The organism is Phenylobacterium sp. (assembly GCF_030645195.1).
Classification (GTDB): Bacteria; Pseudomonadota; Alphaproteobacteria; order Caulobacterales; family Caulobacteraceae; genus Phenylobacterium.
On record NZ_JAUSLW010000158.1, the window covers coordinates 1 to 14,055 of the forward strand.

Consider the following 14,055-nt stretch of genomic DNA (forward strand, 5'->3'; position numbering starts at 1 on the left):
CCTCCCCTGAGCGCTCGGCCAGCCAGACCCGATCCGGCGCCGCCTTGGCCCAGAAGGCCAGGGGCTCCACCGCCGTCTGGAAGGGCATGGCGAAGGGCGTCGGGTTGGTGAGCAGGATCTCGCCATTGTCCCGCCGCTCGACCTCGAGACGGCGCGGCGCGAAGCGGGCGTCGCGGAAGGGGGCGGTGGCGATGTTCAGCTCGGCGTCCATGCCCCTAGGCTTATCGTCCCCGACGCGCGGAAGGAAAGCGGGAAACCTCCGACGACCGCCGCACTCTACCCGCCCAGGGTCTCGGCGAAGCGGACGGGTTCGCCCAGGTGCGGGGCGATCACCTCGTCGTCGCGCATCACCACCCGGCCGCGGATGATTGTGGCCATGGGCCAGCCCTTGGCCTCGAAGCCGTCGAAGGGGGTCCAGCCGACGCGGCTGGCCATGTCCTCGTGGCGGATGGTGCGGCGCGCCTTGAGGTCGACGATGGTGAAGTCGGCGTCGTTTCCGACCGCCAGCCGGCCCTTGTCGGCCATGCCGAACAGGCGGTTGGCGCCGTGGCTGGTGAGGTCGACGAAGCGCTCCAGGCTCAGGCGCCCGTTGGCCACGTGGGTCAGCATCACCGGCACCAGGGTCTGCACCCCGGGCATGCCCGAGGGCGAGGCCGGATAGGGCCGGGCCTTCTCCTCCTTGGTGTGGGGGGCGTGGTCGGAGCCCAGCACGTCGGCGACCCCGGCGGCCAGCGCGTCCCACAGGCCATCCTGGTGGTGTTTGTTGCGGATCGGCGGGTTCATCTGGGCGTAGCCCTTCAGCCGCTCATAGGCCTCGGGCGCGGTCAGGGTCAGGTGCTGCGGGGTGACCTCGACGCTGGCCACATCCTTGTTGGCGGCCAGGAAGACCATCTCCTCGGCGGTGGTGACGTGCAGGACGTGGATGCGCTTGCCCAGCGCCTTGGCGATGCGCACCAGGCGGTGGGTGGACTCGAGCGCCGAGGCGGCGTCGCGCACCTCCTCATGGCTGGTCCAGTCGCCGGTGCGGGCGAGCGGCCGGCGCTCGGCCAGGCGGTATTCGTCCTCGGAGTGGAAAGCCGCGCGACGATTTACGTGGCGAAGAACCTGCTCGATGCCCTCGTCGTCCTGCACCAGCAGGCTGCCGGTCGAGGCGCCCATGAACACCTTGATCCCGCAGCAGCCGGGCAGGCGTTCCAGTTCGCCGAGGAAGACGGCGTTCTCGTGGGTGCCGCCAACATAGAAGGCGTGGTCGCAGTGCATGCGGCCCTTGGCGCGCACCAGCTTGTCGGCCAGGGAGTCCGAATCGGTGGTGGTGGGCTCGGTGTTCGGCATCTCGAACACGGCCACGACCCCGCCCAGGACGGCGGCGCGGGACCCGCTCTCCAGGTCCTCCTTCCACTCCAGGCCGGGCTCGCGGAAGTGGACCTGGGTGTCGATGACGCCGGGCAGGACGGTAAGCCCCCGGGCGTCGAACACCTCGCCCGCCGAGGCTTGGGCGAGGTCGCCGATGGCGACGATCTTGCCCGCGCGCACGCCGACGTCGGAGAGGCCCCGGCCAGCGTGGTTCACAATCTCGCCACCCCGGATGATCAGGTCGTAGGTCTCGCTCATCTTGTCCCGGTTGTCTTGGCAAGCAGGTCGCGCGCCGCGGTGACCACGGTGTCGACGGAGAGGTCCATCATGTGACAGAGCGCCTGCTGGAAGCCAGGGTCAACCGCCGCGATGGTGGCGAAATCCCGGGGGCCGCGCACGACGCGGGTGTTGGGTCCCCAGGGACCGTAGAGGGTCTCGTCGGAGGGTCCGAACAGCCCGACGGTGGGCGCGCCGGCCGCGGCGGCGATGTGCATCAGGCCCGAATCGTTGCCGATGAACAGCCGCGCGTGCTTGAGGCAGGCGTGCGCCGTCAGCAGGTCCACCTTGCCCACCAGGTCGATGAACCGGCTCTTGGGGACGACGTTGCGCAGGGACTGGGTGGCCTGGGCGTCCTCGGGTCCGCCCAGCACCATCAGCCGCCCGCCGGCCAGGGGGCCGTCCTCGCCCAGCAGCTGGATGGCGGTCTGGGCGAAGCGCTCCACCGGCCAGGTCTTGCCCACCCAGTTGGCCGAGGGGGCGAGCGCCAGGATCGGCCCGTCGCCGGCCACCAGGTCCATGGCCAGGGTCTCGGTGTCGCTGGAGGTGAAGAGATAGGGCGCCGGCGGATCGTCCTCGATCTGCAGCACGCGGGCGGCCTCGATCACCTTGTGCACCGGGGTGGGCGGTCGCTTGTACACCGCCCGGCGCTCGCGCTTGAGGAAGCCGGAAATGGCCGAGCCGCGCAGGTCCACCACCAGCCCCCAGCGGCGCTTGCGCACCTGGCGCCACAGGCGGAACCAGTGGCGGCCATCCTTGGCCTTCTCGAAGACGATGATCTCGTCGAGGTTGGGGACGTCCAGGAACAGGGGCGCGGCCACCGGGCCGGCGACGATGGTGAACCGGGCGCTGGGGATTTCGGACAGCAGTTTGCCGATGAGCCCGGAAGAGAGCACGGCGTCGCCAATCCGCGTGGCGGTGATGAACAGAATCGGGAAGGACCCGGGGGTCATCGCCCCTCTATAAGGCTCGTGGCGCTGGCGCTCCACCCGCGCGATCCCTAACTGCGAATCCATGACGACAGCTCTCTCCCACGCCGTCCTGAAGAGCCGGGCCCTGATCTCGCTCTCCGGCGAGAACTGGCGCGACTTCCTCCAGGGCCTGATCACCCAGGACGTTGATACCCTCGCGCCCGGGCAGGCGCGTTTCGGCGCCCTTCTGACCCCGCAAGGACGGCTTTTGTTCGACCTCTTCGTCGTGGGGCGGGAAGACGGAGCCTGGCTCGACGTCCAGGCGCAGAGCCGCGAGGCCCTGATCCTACGGCTGACCATGTACCGCCTGCGGGCCAAGGTGACGATCGCCGCCGACGAGGCCCCGGTGGCGGCCCTGTTCGGCGAGGGCCGGGCGCCACAGGACTGGATCGCCGATCCGCGCCTGCCGGCCTTGGGCTGGCGCGGCTATGGCGCGGCGGCCCCCGCCGACGCGTTGGAGGTCGACGAGACCGCCTATGACGTCCACCGCCTGGCGCTCGGCGTGCCCGGTCCCGCCGACTGGGGAAGCGAGAAGACCTATCCCATCGAGGCCAATTTCGACCTGCTGCACGGCATCGATTTCCAGAAGGGCTGCTTCGTCGGCCAGGAGACCACCTCGCGCATGAAACGCCGCGGGCAGATCAAGAACCGCATGCTGCCGCTGACCTTCGACGGAGCCCCGCCCGCCTTCGACGCCGAGGTGCTGACCGGCGACCGCCGGGCCGGCGAAGTGCTATCGGGCCAGGACGGCCGGGCCATGGCCCTGGTGCGCCTGGACCGCATCGACGGGGAGCTGACCGCGGACGGCAAGGCGGTGCGGGTGGATCGGCCGGCGTGGCTACCGCTCTAGCACCACTCCCCCGGTGTCATTCCCCAAGTGTCATCCCGGAAAGCGCGACGCGCTTGTCCGGGACCCAGACGCGCGGGGCAAGCAGGATAGATCGGGGCCTCTGGGTCCCGGTCTTCCGCTACGCGGAAACCGGGATGACACCTCTGGGGACCCCGGACGACGCTTTGGGGTGGCGCGCCTACTGGCCTCACCTACGTCCACCGGCGACAGCCTTCGAACGCCATCTGCTTCAGTCCCGCTTGATTGGCCGCCGCCGCGCCTGCGAAAAGGTCGGCCATGACTTCGGAACCGATTCGTTGCGGCTGGCGCGGCATGCAGGGCGATGCCCTGTACGAGGCCTATCACGACACGGAATGGGGCGTGCCGGAGTACGAGTCCCGCGCCCTGTGGGAGAAGCTGGTGCTGGACGGGTTCCAGGCCGGGCTCTCCTGGATCACCATCCTGAGGAAGCGCGACGCCTTCCGCGCCGCCTTCGCCGACTTCGATCCGGAGGTGGTGGCCCGCTTCGGCGACGCCGACCGCGCCCGGCTGATGGCCGACGCCGGCATCGTGCGCTCCAACGCCAAGATCGACGCCGCCATCAACGGCGCGCGCATCTATCTGGACATGCGCGACAAGGGTGAGGACTTCTCCCAGTTCCTGTGGAGCTTCACCAACGGCCGGGTGATCCACAACCGGTGGGAAGCCATCGGCGACGTGCCGGCCAAGACCGAGGTCGCCGAGCAGATGGCCCGGGGTCTGAAGGAAAAAGGCTTCAAGTTCGTCGGCCCGGTGATCGTCTACGCCTTCATGCAGGCCACCGGCTTCGTCAACGACCACCTCACCTGCTGCCACCGCCACGGCCCCGTCGACCGGATGAGCGCCTGATGGCCAAGGGCCCCGACATGCTGCTGGAGAAGGCGTGCCCTTCGCCCGTCTGCGGCGTCGACGAGGCCGGCCGCGGGCCGTGGGCGGGGCCGGTGTCGGCCGGGGCGGTGATCCTCAATCCGCGCAAGATCCCCAAGGGCCTGAACGACTCCAAGAAGCTGTCGGCCAAGCAGCGCGAGGCCCTGGAGCTGGAGATCAAGGAGGTCGCCGTCGCCTGGGGCGTCGGCTTCGCCTCGGTTGAGGAGATCGCCGAGCTCAACATCCTGCACGCCTCAGGCCTGGCCATGCGCCGGGCGATCGAGGGGTTGGCCGTGGAGCCGGCCTTCGCCCTGGTGGACGGCAACTACGGCTTCAAGCTGCCCTGCCCCATCAAGACGGTGATCAAGGGCGATGGAATCAGTTCCTCCATCGCCGCGGCCTCGATCCTGGCCAAGGTGGCCCGCGACCGGCTGATGCTGGAGATGGACGCCCTCTATCCCGGCTACGGCTTCGCCGCCCACAAGGGCTATCACGCCCCCATCCATGTGGAGGCCCTGCGGACGCTCGGCCCCTGCGAGATCCACCGGCGCGGCTGGGCGCCGGTGAAGCTGGCCCTGGCCGGCGAGATCGTGACCGGCGAGCTTGATCTGCTGAATCAAGATTGACCCCTCCCCGCCCGGGCGGGACAGCGCGGTCATGGACAATCCCGAACTCTCCCGATCGCTGCGCCTGCAGGCCGCCGGCTGCCGCAATCTCGGCTCGCCCTTCCACGCCGACCTTCTGGAGCTGGCCGCCGACGATCTGGAGGCCGGAGGGCCGGTCGCCGGGCTGCTGACCCCCTGGACGGACGCCAGCCTGCGCAAGCTGTTCGACGACGCCGCGCCCCTGCGCCTGCTGGGCGCCCTGCACGACCTGGTGCTCAGCGGCGACGACCCGGCGCTCGCGGCCACCTATCCGAAACTCGGACGCCAGGCCGACCCCGCCAGCGCCTGGATCGCGGCGCGGACGGCGATCCTCCGCCACCAGGACCGGCTGGCGGCCTTCATGACCCATGAGCCCCAGACCAACGAGGTCCGCCGCTCGGTCTGCCTGACGCCCGGCTTCCTGACCCTCGCCCGGGAAACGGGCCTGCCGATGCGGACCTTCGAGATCGCCGCCAGCGCCGGGCTGAACCTCAACTGGGACCGATACCGCTACGAGTTCGGCGGGACGGCGTGGGGCGATCCGAACGCCCCCGTGGTCATGGACACCGAGTGGACGGGCGGGCCGCCGCCGGTGGACGCGCCCGTCGAGGTGATCGAACGCGCCGCCTGCGACCGCCGCCCCGTCGACCTGACCGATCCGGTCCAGCGCCGCCGCCTGCTGGCCTATATCTGGCCCGACCAGCTCGAGCGGCTGGCGCGCATCCGGGCGGCCATCGACCTGGCCCTGGCCCTGGGGGTCACGGTGGAGGCCGCCGACGCCGTGGCCTGGACCGCCCGCGTCGCCGCGCCGCAGGCGGGCTGCGTGACCGTCCTCTACCACTCGGTCTTCTGGCAATACATGCCAGCGCAGAGCCAGGCGGCGCTCGCCCGGACCATCGCCGAGCATGGCGCCCGGGCCACGTCAGAGGCCCCCTTCGCCTGGCTGCGCATGGAGCCTGAGCCGGACCAGATGACCAATATGGAGGTTCGCCTCACCCTCTGGCCGGGCGGTGAGGACCGGGTGCTGGCCAAGGTCCATCCGCACGGCGCGTGGGTTAAGTGGTTGAATTGAGCGATTAACCCTCCGTTCACCACGTTTGGGAACGCGTCCTTCACCACGATGACTCAGGATTCCGTTTCCTTAGAAGCGAGGCGGATATGGGCGAGATTGCCACCAACACGGTCATCCTGGGCGACTGCATCGAGGCGCTGAAGAAGCTCCCGTCGAAGTCCGTCGACCTGGTCTTCGCCGATCCGCCCTACAATCTGCAGCTGGGGGGCGACCTGTTGCGGCCCGACAACTCCAAGGTCGACGCCGTCGACGACGAGTGGGACCGCTTCGAGAGCTTCGAGACCTATGACCGCTTCACCACCGAGTGGATGAGCGAGTGCCAGCGCGTCCTGAAGGACGACGGCGCCATGTGGGTGATCGGCAGCTACCACAACATCTTCCGGGTGGGCGCCATTCTGCAGACCCTGGGGTTCTGGATCCTCAACGACATCGTCTGGCGCAAGTCCAACCCGATGCCGAACTTCAAGGGCACCCGCTTCACCAACGCCCACGAGACCCTGATCTGGGCCGCCAAGGGCCGAGGCTCGCGCCGCTACACCTTCAACTACGACGCCATGAAGATGGCCAATGACGACCTGCAGATGCGGTCGGACTGGACCTTCCCCCTCTGCACCGGCGAGGAGCGCCTGAAGGACGAGAACGGGGTCAAGGCCCACCCGACCCAGAAGCCCGAGGCCCTGCTGCGCCGGGTCATCCTGGCCTCCACCAAGCCCGGCGACATCATCCTGGATCCCTTCTTCGGCACCGGCACCACCGGCGCGGCCGCCAAGCAACTGGGCCGCCGATATATCGGTCTGGAACGCGACGAGGGCTACGCCAAGATCGCCCGCGAGCGGATCGCCAAGGTGGTCCCGCTCACCGAGGCCGACCTGGAGGTCATGGGCTCCAAGCGCTCGGAGCCGCGCATCCCCTTCGGCCAGATCGTGGAGTCGGGCATGCTGCGCCCCGGCGACATGCTCTACTGCTCCAAGGGCGAGCGCTCGGCCCGGGTGCGGGCCGACGGCAGCCTGGTGATCGGCGAGATGGCCGGCTCCATCCACAAGGTGGGCGCCATGGTGCAGTCGGCGCCGGCCTGCAACGGCTGGACGTACTGGCACTTCAAGACCGACAAGGGCCTGGCCCCCATCGACATCCTGCGGATGAAGATGCGGTCCTCCCTAGCGCAACTGGCGGCCTAGCAGGGAATTTCCACCCGGCCGCCAATTTGTCTGGCGGTCGGTACGGCGCCGGCTAAGCTCCGCGCATGAACCCGCGCATCTATGTCCTGACCCTGGTGACCTTCGCCTTCGGGTCCGGCGCCTTCATCTTCGCCGGCCTGCTGGAAAGCCTGGCGGCCGATCTCGGCGTCACCACCGCCGTGGCGGGTCAGCTCCAGACCGTCTTCGTCCTCACCTCGGCGGCGCTCGGCCCCGTGGCCGCCTGGCTGTTCGGGCGGGTCGATCGCAAGATCATGGTGGTGACGGCCCTGGCCCTGGGCGCGGCCCTGCACGTGGCCTGCGCCTTCACCCCCAACTTCAGCGCCCTGATGGTCCTGCGCGCCCTGGCGGGCCTGGCCGGCGCCATGTCGGGGCCCGCCGCCAGCGTGGCCGCCGCCTCCCTCGTCCCCCCCGAACGCCGGGGCTCGGCGCTGGCCATGGTCTCCGGCGGCATGACGCTCGCCTTCGTGGTGGGCATCCCACTGGGCAGCATCATCGGCTCGGTCTTCGACTGGCGCGCCACCTTCCTGTTCGCCGCGGGCCTGTCGCTGCTGGCCCTCATGGCCGTGCTCTTCTTCCTGCCCAAGATCCCCGCGCCGCCCAAGCGCGTGGGCGGCGGGGACACGGTGAAGAGCCTGCTGCCCACCATCTGGCCCTTCTACCTGACCACCTTCCTGACCTTCGCCGCCAACATGACGCTCAACCTCTACATCGCTCCCATCGTGCGGGTGGGCGCCGGCGTGACGGGCGCCGGGGTCGGCGCCTTCCAGGCGATGATCGGGGTGGGCTCCATCGCCGGCCTGTGGCTGGGCGCGCGGGCCGCCAACCGCAACGCCGGCCGGTCCTGGATCCTGCAGGGCTTCATCATCCAGGCCACGGCCATGAGCGTCCACTTCGCCGCCACCCACCATGTCCTGCCCTCGGGCTGGCCCAGCGCGGTGCTGGTGGCGCTTGGCATCTTCCTGGCGGCGACGGCGCTGTTCTCCATCACCCCGGTGATCCAGTCGAGCCTGATCCAGGCCACCGGCGGTGCGCCCGTGGCTTTGGCGCTGAACGGCTCAGTAATCTCGGTGGGCCAGGCCCTGGGCTCCACGGTCGGCGGCGCGGCCCTGGCCGCCTATGGCGTGCCGGCCATCCCGGCCGCGGCCTTGGCCATGTCGCTGACGGCCCTGGTGACCCTGACCTTCCTGTTCCCGCGGCCCACCGCCGTGGCGGCTGAGCCCGCCAAGACTTAAAGCAGGTTGGTCAGCGCCGCCCGCGCCGCCTTCAGGAAGACGCTGGGCAGGCCGTCGAGATCGCGCCTGGGCGACCAGATCACGTCCCGCGCCTCCCCCTCGGCCCGCAGCAGCTTCAGGGTCAGGGTGAAGTGGGTGAAGCCGTGCTCCACCTCCCCCACATGCCGCCAGTCCGCGGGCGCGGGTGCACCGGCCAGGGCCTCGGCGTCGGTGAAGGGCGCGGTCCGCCAGTCGCTGGTGGGCAGGGCCAGCATGCCCCCCAGCAGCCCCTTCGGCGGCCGGCGGACCAGGGCCACCTGATCGCCCTTGGTCAGGACATAGGCCATGCCGTGCCGGTGGGGCCGGACCGCCTTGGCGGTCCTGCGCGGATAGGTCTCCGGCGCGCCCGTGGCCAGGGCGGCGCAGTCGGCCGAAAGCGGGCATCGGTCGCAGAGCGGCGACTTCGGTTTGCAGATCGTCGCGCCCAGATCCATCAGAGCCTGGGCCCAGTCGCCGGGACGCTCGTCGCGGACCAGGGACTCCGCCAGTCGCTTCAACTCCGGCTTGGCGTCCGGCAAGGGCGTCTCGACGGCGAACAGGCGCGAGATCACCCGCTCGACATTGCCGTCCACCACATTGGTCGGCCGGTCGAAGGCGATGGCCGCCACCGCGGCGGCCGTATAGGGCCCCAGCCCCGGCAGGGCGCGGAGAGCTTCCTCGGTGTCGGGGAAGACGCCGCCGTGCTCGCTGGCCACCGCTCGGGCGCAGGCCATCAGGTTACGGGCGCGGGCGTAGTAGCCGAGCCCCGCCCAGGCGGCCATCACCTCGCCATCGGCCTCGGCGGCCAGGTCGCTGACCGTCGGCCAGCGGGCGGTGAACTTCAGGAAATAGGGCGTGGCGTGGGGCACGGTGGTCTGCTGCAGCATCACCTCCGACAGCCAGACACGGTAGGGATCAGCCCGCGCGCCCGCGCGGCCGTCGACAGGCCCGACCCGCCAAGCGAGGTCGCGGGCCTCCCCGTCGTACCAGGCCAGCAGCTTGGCGCGGAGGGCCTCAGGCGGCAGGCGCGCGCCGGCGGTCAGGCTGCCGCCAGGGGTTTGATCTTGGCCAGGGCCTCGCGCGACGCGATGGCGTCGCGTGAGAGGTCGTGCTGGGCCTGGAGGTTCATCCAGTATTCCGCCGAGGTGCCGAACACCTTCCCCAGCCGCAGGGCGGTGTCCGAGGTGATGGCGCGCTGCCCCCGCACCAGTTGCTCGATCCGGCTGCGATCCTTCAAGCCCATGGCCTTGGCCAGGGCGCCCGCCGATAGCCTGAAGGCCGGCATGTAGTCCTCGCGCAGGTGTTCGCCAGGATGGGCCAGTGGCTCGGAGAAGGTCGTATAGTCGCGCATCTCAACTCCGGTGGGCGGCGCCCTCAATGATAGTCGACAATCTCGACATTCTCCGGACCGTTCGGTCCCCAGACGAAACAGACGCGGAACTGGTCGTTGATGCTGATCGACCATTGGCCGTCGCGGTCGGCGGTCAGCTGATGGAGCCGATTGCCGGGCGGGGTCCTCAGGTCTTCAATGCTCGTCGCCGCGTCGATGGCTTGAAGGCGGCGGCGGGCCGCCTTCAGCAGATCACCGGGAAATCCCTTCGTAGCCTTTCCGGCGAAGACCGCTTCCGCGTGCTTGCCCTTCCAGCTCTGAATCATCTGGGTCTCCCATTACATCACGTAGCGCCAAACACTACATGACGCAAGGCTTGTAGCGCGATCCGCTACAGCCCCCTACTCCGCCTGGTGCTTGAGCAAGAAGAGAGCTGTCAGGCTGATGAGGGCCGCGCCGCTCAGATAGTAGCCCACCGGGACCAGGCCGCCGCGGTCGGCCAGGGCCTGGGCGATCATGGGCGCCAGGCCGCCGCCGAGGATGCCGCCGATGTTGAAGGCCACCGAGGCCCCAGTGTAGCGGACCCGCGCCGGGAACAGGCCCGGCAGGAAGGCGCCCAGGGGTCCATAGACCAGGCCCATCATCACCAGGCCGAGCGACAGGAAGGCCCAGATCAGCCACAGCGACCCCGACCCCATCATCGGAGCCAGCAGGAAGCCGCCCGCCACCGTGGCGATACAGCCCGCCATCAACACCCGCCGGGGGCTGGTGGCGTCGGCCCAATAGCCGGCGGCGACGATGCCCGCGGCCATGAAGCCGATGGCGCCCAGCTGCACGCCCAGGAAGGTCTCGCGGCTGTAGCCCAGCTTGGTGGTCCCATAGCCGAGGGCGAAGGCCGTGGTCAGGTAGAAGATGGCGAAACAGCAGACCACGGCGAAGGTGCCGGCCAGGGTCTGCAGAGGATAGTCCCGCAGCAGCTCGCCCAGCGGCGCCTTGGCGGGCGGCGCCTCCTTCAGCGCGGCGGCGAAGGCCGGGGTCTCGGTGAGCTTCAGGCGCACCCAGAGGCCCACCCCCACCAGGACGATGGAGAGCAGGAAGGGGATGCGCCAGCCCCAGGCCAGGAACTGCTCGGGCGTCAGCAGCACCCCCAGCAGCAGGAAGAGCCCGTTGGCGGCGATGAAGCCCACCGGGGCGCCCAGCTGCGGGAACATGCCGAAGCGGGCGCGCCAGCCGGGGGGCGCGTTCTCCACCGCCAGCAGGGCCGCCCCGCCCCACTCCCCGCCCAGGCCGAAGCCCTGGCCGAACCGGAGCACGCAGAGCAGGAAGGGCGCGACCCAGCCGGCCTGGGCGTAGGTGGGCAGGAAGGCGATGGCCAGGGTCGATCCCCCCATCAGCATCAGGGAGGCCACCAGCGTCGACTTGCGCCCCAGCCGGTCGCCGAAGTGACCGAACACGGCAGCGCCCAGGGGCCGGGCGAAGAAGGCCAGCGCGAAGGTCGCATAGGCGCTCATCAACTGGGCCGAGGCCGAGGCGGACGGGAAGAACAGCTTGCCGAACACCAGGGAGGCGGCGGTGGCGTAGATGTAGAAATCGTAGAACTCGACCGCCGTGCCCACCAGGCTGGCGGCCAGGATGCGGCGGTGCGAGGCCGCTGGCGTGGTGTCGGACATGGTTGCGGCCCCCAGGTTGTCGCCGTGGTGATTGGGACCTGGGGGCGGGGGCGTCAAGGCGGGTGCGGGAGGATAGAGGGGAACCTCTTCTTCTCGCTGATGACCGACCGGGCGCCGACGCTGTAGGATGCCCCCATGCCCAAGCGCCCCCTTCCAACCCCCGCGGAGGCCGCCTTCATCCTGTCGCGCAAGCGCACGCGGCCGCAGCGGCGGCCGCCGCCGGCGGCGGGGCGGGGGCTGTCCAAGCTGCTGAAGGACCTGGACGCCCGCTTCGGCCAGGGGCCTGGCGCCCTGCAGGCCCGCTGGCGGGAGATCGTCGGCGAGCAGATCGCCAAGCGCACCGAGCCGGTGAAGCTGTCCAAGGTGAAGGCCGGCGAACCCGCGGCCCTGGAGATTCGGGTGGCCGGCGCGGCCGCCACCCTCATCCAGCACCAGGCGCCGGAGATCGTGGCGCGGGTGAACCTGTTCCTGGGGGCGGGCGCGGTGAACAAGCTGCGCATCGTCCAGGGGCCGCTGCGCAATCTCGGCCCCGAAAAAGCCAAGCCGGCCCGCCGCCCCCTGCCCCCGCTGGACGCCGGCCAGGAGGCCGAACTGACCGCCAGCCTGGCCGATGCGCCGGACGGCCCTCTGAAGGCCGCATTGCTGAGCTTGGGTCGCGGCGTGATGCGCGATCGCCGCGGCCGTTGACTTTGCCCCCGTCCTCGGGGGAATCGCGCTTTAATCTTCCATTCGGAATTCCGTAGAGGGCTCAAATGCCGAACTTCAGCCGCCGCCTCCTCGTCGTCGCCGTCATGGGCGCGCTCGCCCTGGCGGGCTGCTCCAAGGGCGGGGCCAAGACCGACGCCGCCGACATGACCCTGGGCGACCCCAAGGCGCCGGTGCAGATCACCGAGTACGCCTCGGCCTCCTGCGTCCACTGCGCCAAGTTCAACAACGAGGTCTTCCCGGCCTTCAAGGCGAAATACATCGACACCGGCAAGGTCCACTACACCTTCAAGGAGTTCCTGACCCCGCCGGTGGAGGTGGCCGCCGCCGCCTTCCTCACCGCCCGTTGCGCCGGCAAGGACAAGTACTTCAGCGTCCTCGACGCGGTGTTCCAATCCCAGGAGGAGATGTTCACCACAGGCGACATGCGCGGCGTCCTGCTGCGGGTGGCCCAGTCGTCCGGTATGACCGAGCAGCAGTTCAACGCCTGCATCACCGATGAGGCGGCGCTGAAGGCCCTCAACGACCGCGTCGAGAAGGCCTCGAAGGAACAGAAGATCACCTCCACCCCGACCTTCCAGATCAACGGCAAGACCTTCAAGGAAGGCGAAGCCACATTGGCCGAGTTCGACGCCGCCATCGCCGCGGCCCAAGCCAAGAAGTAGGAAGGGTCCCGCGCACAAGTGCACTTCCAGCGGCTTCGCCTTTCGGGCTTCAAGTCCTTCGTCGATGCGACCGAGTTCCGCATCGAGCCCGGAGTCACGGGCATCGTCGGACCCAACGGCTGCGGCAAGTCGAACCTGCTGGAAGCCCTGCGCTGGGTGATGGGCGCCAATTCCGCCAAGGCCATGCGGGCCGGCGGTATGGACGACGTGATCTTCGCCGGCTCCGGCGGGCGCGCCTCGCGCAACCATGCCGAGGTGACGCTGACCATCGACAACGCCGACCGCCGCGCGCCCTCGGCCTTCAACGACCATCCGGTGCTGGAGGTGGTGCGCCGCATCGACAAGGGCGAGGGCTCCACCTACCGGATCAACGGCCGCGAGGTGCGAGCCCGTGACGTGCAGCTGCTCTTTGCCGATGCGTCCACCGGTTCGAATTCTCCGGCCCTGGTGCGCCAGGGGCAGATCTCCGAACTGATCGCCGCCAAGCCGCAGAACCGGCGGATGATCCTGGAGGAGGCAGCCGGCGTCTCGGGCCTGCACACCCGCCGCCATGAGGCCGAACTGCGGCTGCGGGCGGCGGAGACCAACCTCACCCGGCTGGAGGACGTGGCCAAGGAGCTGGAGAGCGCGCTCAACCGGCTGAGGCGCGAGGCGCGGCAGGCCGACCGCTACAAGAAGATGTCGGCGGAGATCCGGGCCCTGCAGGGCGCTGTCCTCTACGCCCGTTGGAACGAGGCGCGCGGGGCGGCCGAGCGGCTGCAGGCCGAAGCCGCCGAGGCGATCCGCGCCGTGGAGGAGACCGCCCGCGAGGCCGCCGCCGCCACGACCCGGGCCGCCGCCGCCGAGGAGCAGATCAAGCCGCTGCGAGAGGCCGAGACCATCGCCGCCGCCGTGCTGCACCGGTTGGCCATCGACCGGGACCGGCTGGAGCGGGAGGGCGAGGCCCTGGCCGCTGAGGTGGAGCGCCTGACCGGCGATGTCTCGCGCATCGACGCCGACCGGGCCCGCGAGACCCAGATGGTGGAGGACGCCCAGCTGGCGCTCAGCCGCATGGCTGGTGACCTGGAGGCCCTGGAGGCCGCCATCGCCGCCGCGCCCGAGCGGGCGCCGGAGCTGGAGGCCGCGTCCCGCGCCGCCGAGGCCGCCCGCGTGGAGGCCGACGCCGCCGTGGAGGCCCTGGCCGCC

Annotated in this window: 15 protein-coding genes and 1 pseudogene; 9 read left to right on the plus strand and 7 right to left on the minus strand. The window is 70.1% G+C overall.

Features of this window, described 5'->3' with window-relative positions:
- The 3 genes and pseudogenes from Q7T09_RS13135 to Q7T09_RS13145 form a co-directional block, all read right to left on the minus strand.
- A pseudogene (locus tag Q7T09_RS13135) lies at nucleotides 1-211 on the minus strand (feruloyl-CoA synthase); the annotation flags it as partial.
- A gap of 65 nt (nucleotides 212-276) precedes the next feature.
- A complete protein-coding gene (locus Q7T09_RS13140; protein WP_304700266.1) occupies nucleotides 277-1,611 on the minus strand; it encodes a dihydroorotase in 1,335 nt (444 codons plus the stop codon).
- On the minus strand, nucleotides 1,608-2,645 hold the full coding sequence (locus Q7T09_RS13145) for a glycosyltransferase family 9 protein (RefSeq protein WP_304700268.1): 1,038 nt from the start codon (nucleotides 2,643-2,645) through the stop codon (nucleotides 1,608-1,610). Before Q7T09_RS13145 ends, Q7T09_RS13140 begins: the two co-directional genes overlap by 4 nt.
- Here Q7T09_RS13145 and Q7T09_RS13150 point away from each other — a divergent pair.
- The 6 genes from Q7T09_RS13150 to Q7T09_RS13175 all read left to right on the plus strand — a co-directional run bounded on the left by Q7T09_RS13150 (nucleotide 2,644) and on the right by Q7T09_RS13175 (nucleotide 8,482).
- Nucleotides 2,644-3,450 carry a folate-binding protein YgfZ gene (locus tag Q7T09_RS13150; RefSeq protein WP_304700270.1) on the plus strand — a complete coding sequence of 269 codons (807 nt, stop codon included), beginning with the start codon at nucleotides 2,644-2,646 and terminating at the stop codon, nucleotides 3,448-3,450. The genes Q7T09_RS13145 and Q7T09_RS13150 overlap by 2 nt on opposite strands.
- Nucleotides 3,451-3,726: 276 nt before the next feature.
- Nucleotides 3,727-4,317 carry a DNA-3-methyladenine glycosylase I gene (locus tag Q7T09_RS13155; protein ID WP_304700272.1) on the plus strand — a complete coding sequence of 197 codons (591 nt, stop codon included), beginning with the start codon at nucleotides 3,727-3,729 and terminating at the stop codon, nucleotides 4,315-4,317.
- The gene (locus tag Q7T09_RS13160) at nucleotides 4,317-4,961 is read left to right on the plus strand and encodes a ribonuclease HII (protein WP_304700273.1); all 645 of its coding nucleotides are present in this window, start codon (nucleotides 4,317-4,319) and stop codon (nucleotides 4,959-4,961) included. The genes Q7T09_RS13155 and Q7T09_RS13160 overlap by 1 nt, the downstream gene beginning before the upstream one ends.
- A 31-nt stretch (nucleotides 4,962-4,992) precedes the next feature.
- Nucleotides 4,993-6,051, plus strand: coding sequence for a DUF2332 domain-containing protein (locus Q7T09_RS13165; protein WP_304700274.1), 1,059 nt, complete (start codon nucleotides 4,993-4,995; stop codon nucleotides 6,049-6,051).
- Between the two features lie 86 nt (nucleotides 6,052-6,137).
- Nucleotides 6,138-7,229 (plus strand): site-specific DNA-methyltransferase, encoded by a 1,092-nt coding sequence (locus Q7T09_RS13170; RefSeq protein WP_304700275.1) that lies wholly within the window; start codon nucleotides 6,138-6,140, stop codon nucleotides 7,227-7,229.
- Between the two features lie 65 nt (nucleotides 7,230-7,294).
- The gene (locus tag Q7T09_RS13175) at nucleotides 7,295-8,482 is read left to right on the plus strand and encodes an MFS transporter (protein ID WP_304700277.1); all 1,188 of its coding nucleotides are present in this window, start codon (nucleotides 7,295-7,297) and stop codon (nucleotides 8,480-8,482) included.
- Here Q7T09_RS13175 and mutY read toward each other — a convergent pair.
- The 4 genes from mutY to Q7T09_RS13195 form a co-directional block, all read right to left on the minus strand.
- A complete protein-coding gene (mutY, locus tag Q7T09_RS13180; RefSeq protein WP_304700292.1) occupies nucleotides 8,479-9,525 on the minus strand; it encodes an A/G-specific adenine glycosylase in 1,047 nt (348 codons plus the stop codon). The two genes, Q7T09_RS13175 and mutY, sit on opposite strands and share 4 nt — an antisense overlap.
- A 14-nt stretch (nucleotides 9,526-9,539) precedes the next feature.
- The gene (locus Q7T09_RS13185; protein WP_304700279.1) at nucleotides 9,540-9,851 is read right to left on the minus strand and encodes a HigA family addiction module antitoxin; all 312 of its coding nucleotides are present in this window, start codon (nucleotides 9,849-9,851) and stop codon (nucleotides 9,540-9,542) included.
- Between the two features lie 23 nt (nucleotides 9,852-9,874).
- Nucleotides 9,875-10,156 carry a type II toxin-antitoxin system RelE/ParE family toxin gene (locus Q7T09_RS13190; RefSeq protein WP_304700281.1) on the minus strand — a complete coding sequence of 94 codons (282 nt, stop codon included), beginning with the start codon at nucleotides 10,154-10,156 and terminating at the stop codon, nucleotides 9,875-9,877.
- A gap of 75 nt (nucleotides 10,157-10,231) precedes the next feature.
- On the minus strand, nucleotides 10,232-11,500 hold the full coding sequence (locus Q7T09_RS13195) for an MFS transporter (RefSeq protein ID WP_304700284.1): 1,269 nt from the start codon (nucleotides 11,498-11,500) through the stop codon (nucleotides 10,232-10,234).
- 135 nt (nucleotides 11,501-11,635) lie between these two features.
- Here Q7T09_RS13195 and Q7T09_RS13200 point away from each other — a divergent pair, with 135 nt between their 5' ends.
- From Q7T09_RS13200 to Q7T09_RS13210, 3 genes are all read left to right on the plus strand, one after another.
- On the plus strand, nucleotides 11,636-12,187 hold the full coding sequence (locus Q7T09_RS13200) for a DUF721 domain-containing protein (RefSeq protein WP_304700286.1): 552 nt from the start codon (nucleotides 11,636-11,638) through the stop codon (nucleotides 12,185-12,187).
- A gap of 65 nt (nucleotides 12,188-12,252) precedes the next feature.
- Nucleotides 12,253-12,870, plus strand: coding sequence for a DsbA family protein (locus Q7T09_RS13205; protein ID WP_304700288.1), 618 nt, complete (start codon nucleotides 12,253-12,255; stop codon nucleotides 12,868-12,870).
- 18 nt (nucleotides 12,871-12,888) lie between these two features.
- The coding region (locus tag Q7T09_RS13210) for an AAA family ATPase (RefSeq protein ID WP_304700290.1) at nucleotides 12,889-14,055 on the plus strand (1,167 nt) is incomplete at its 3' end.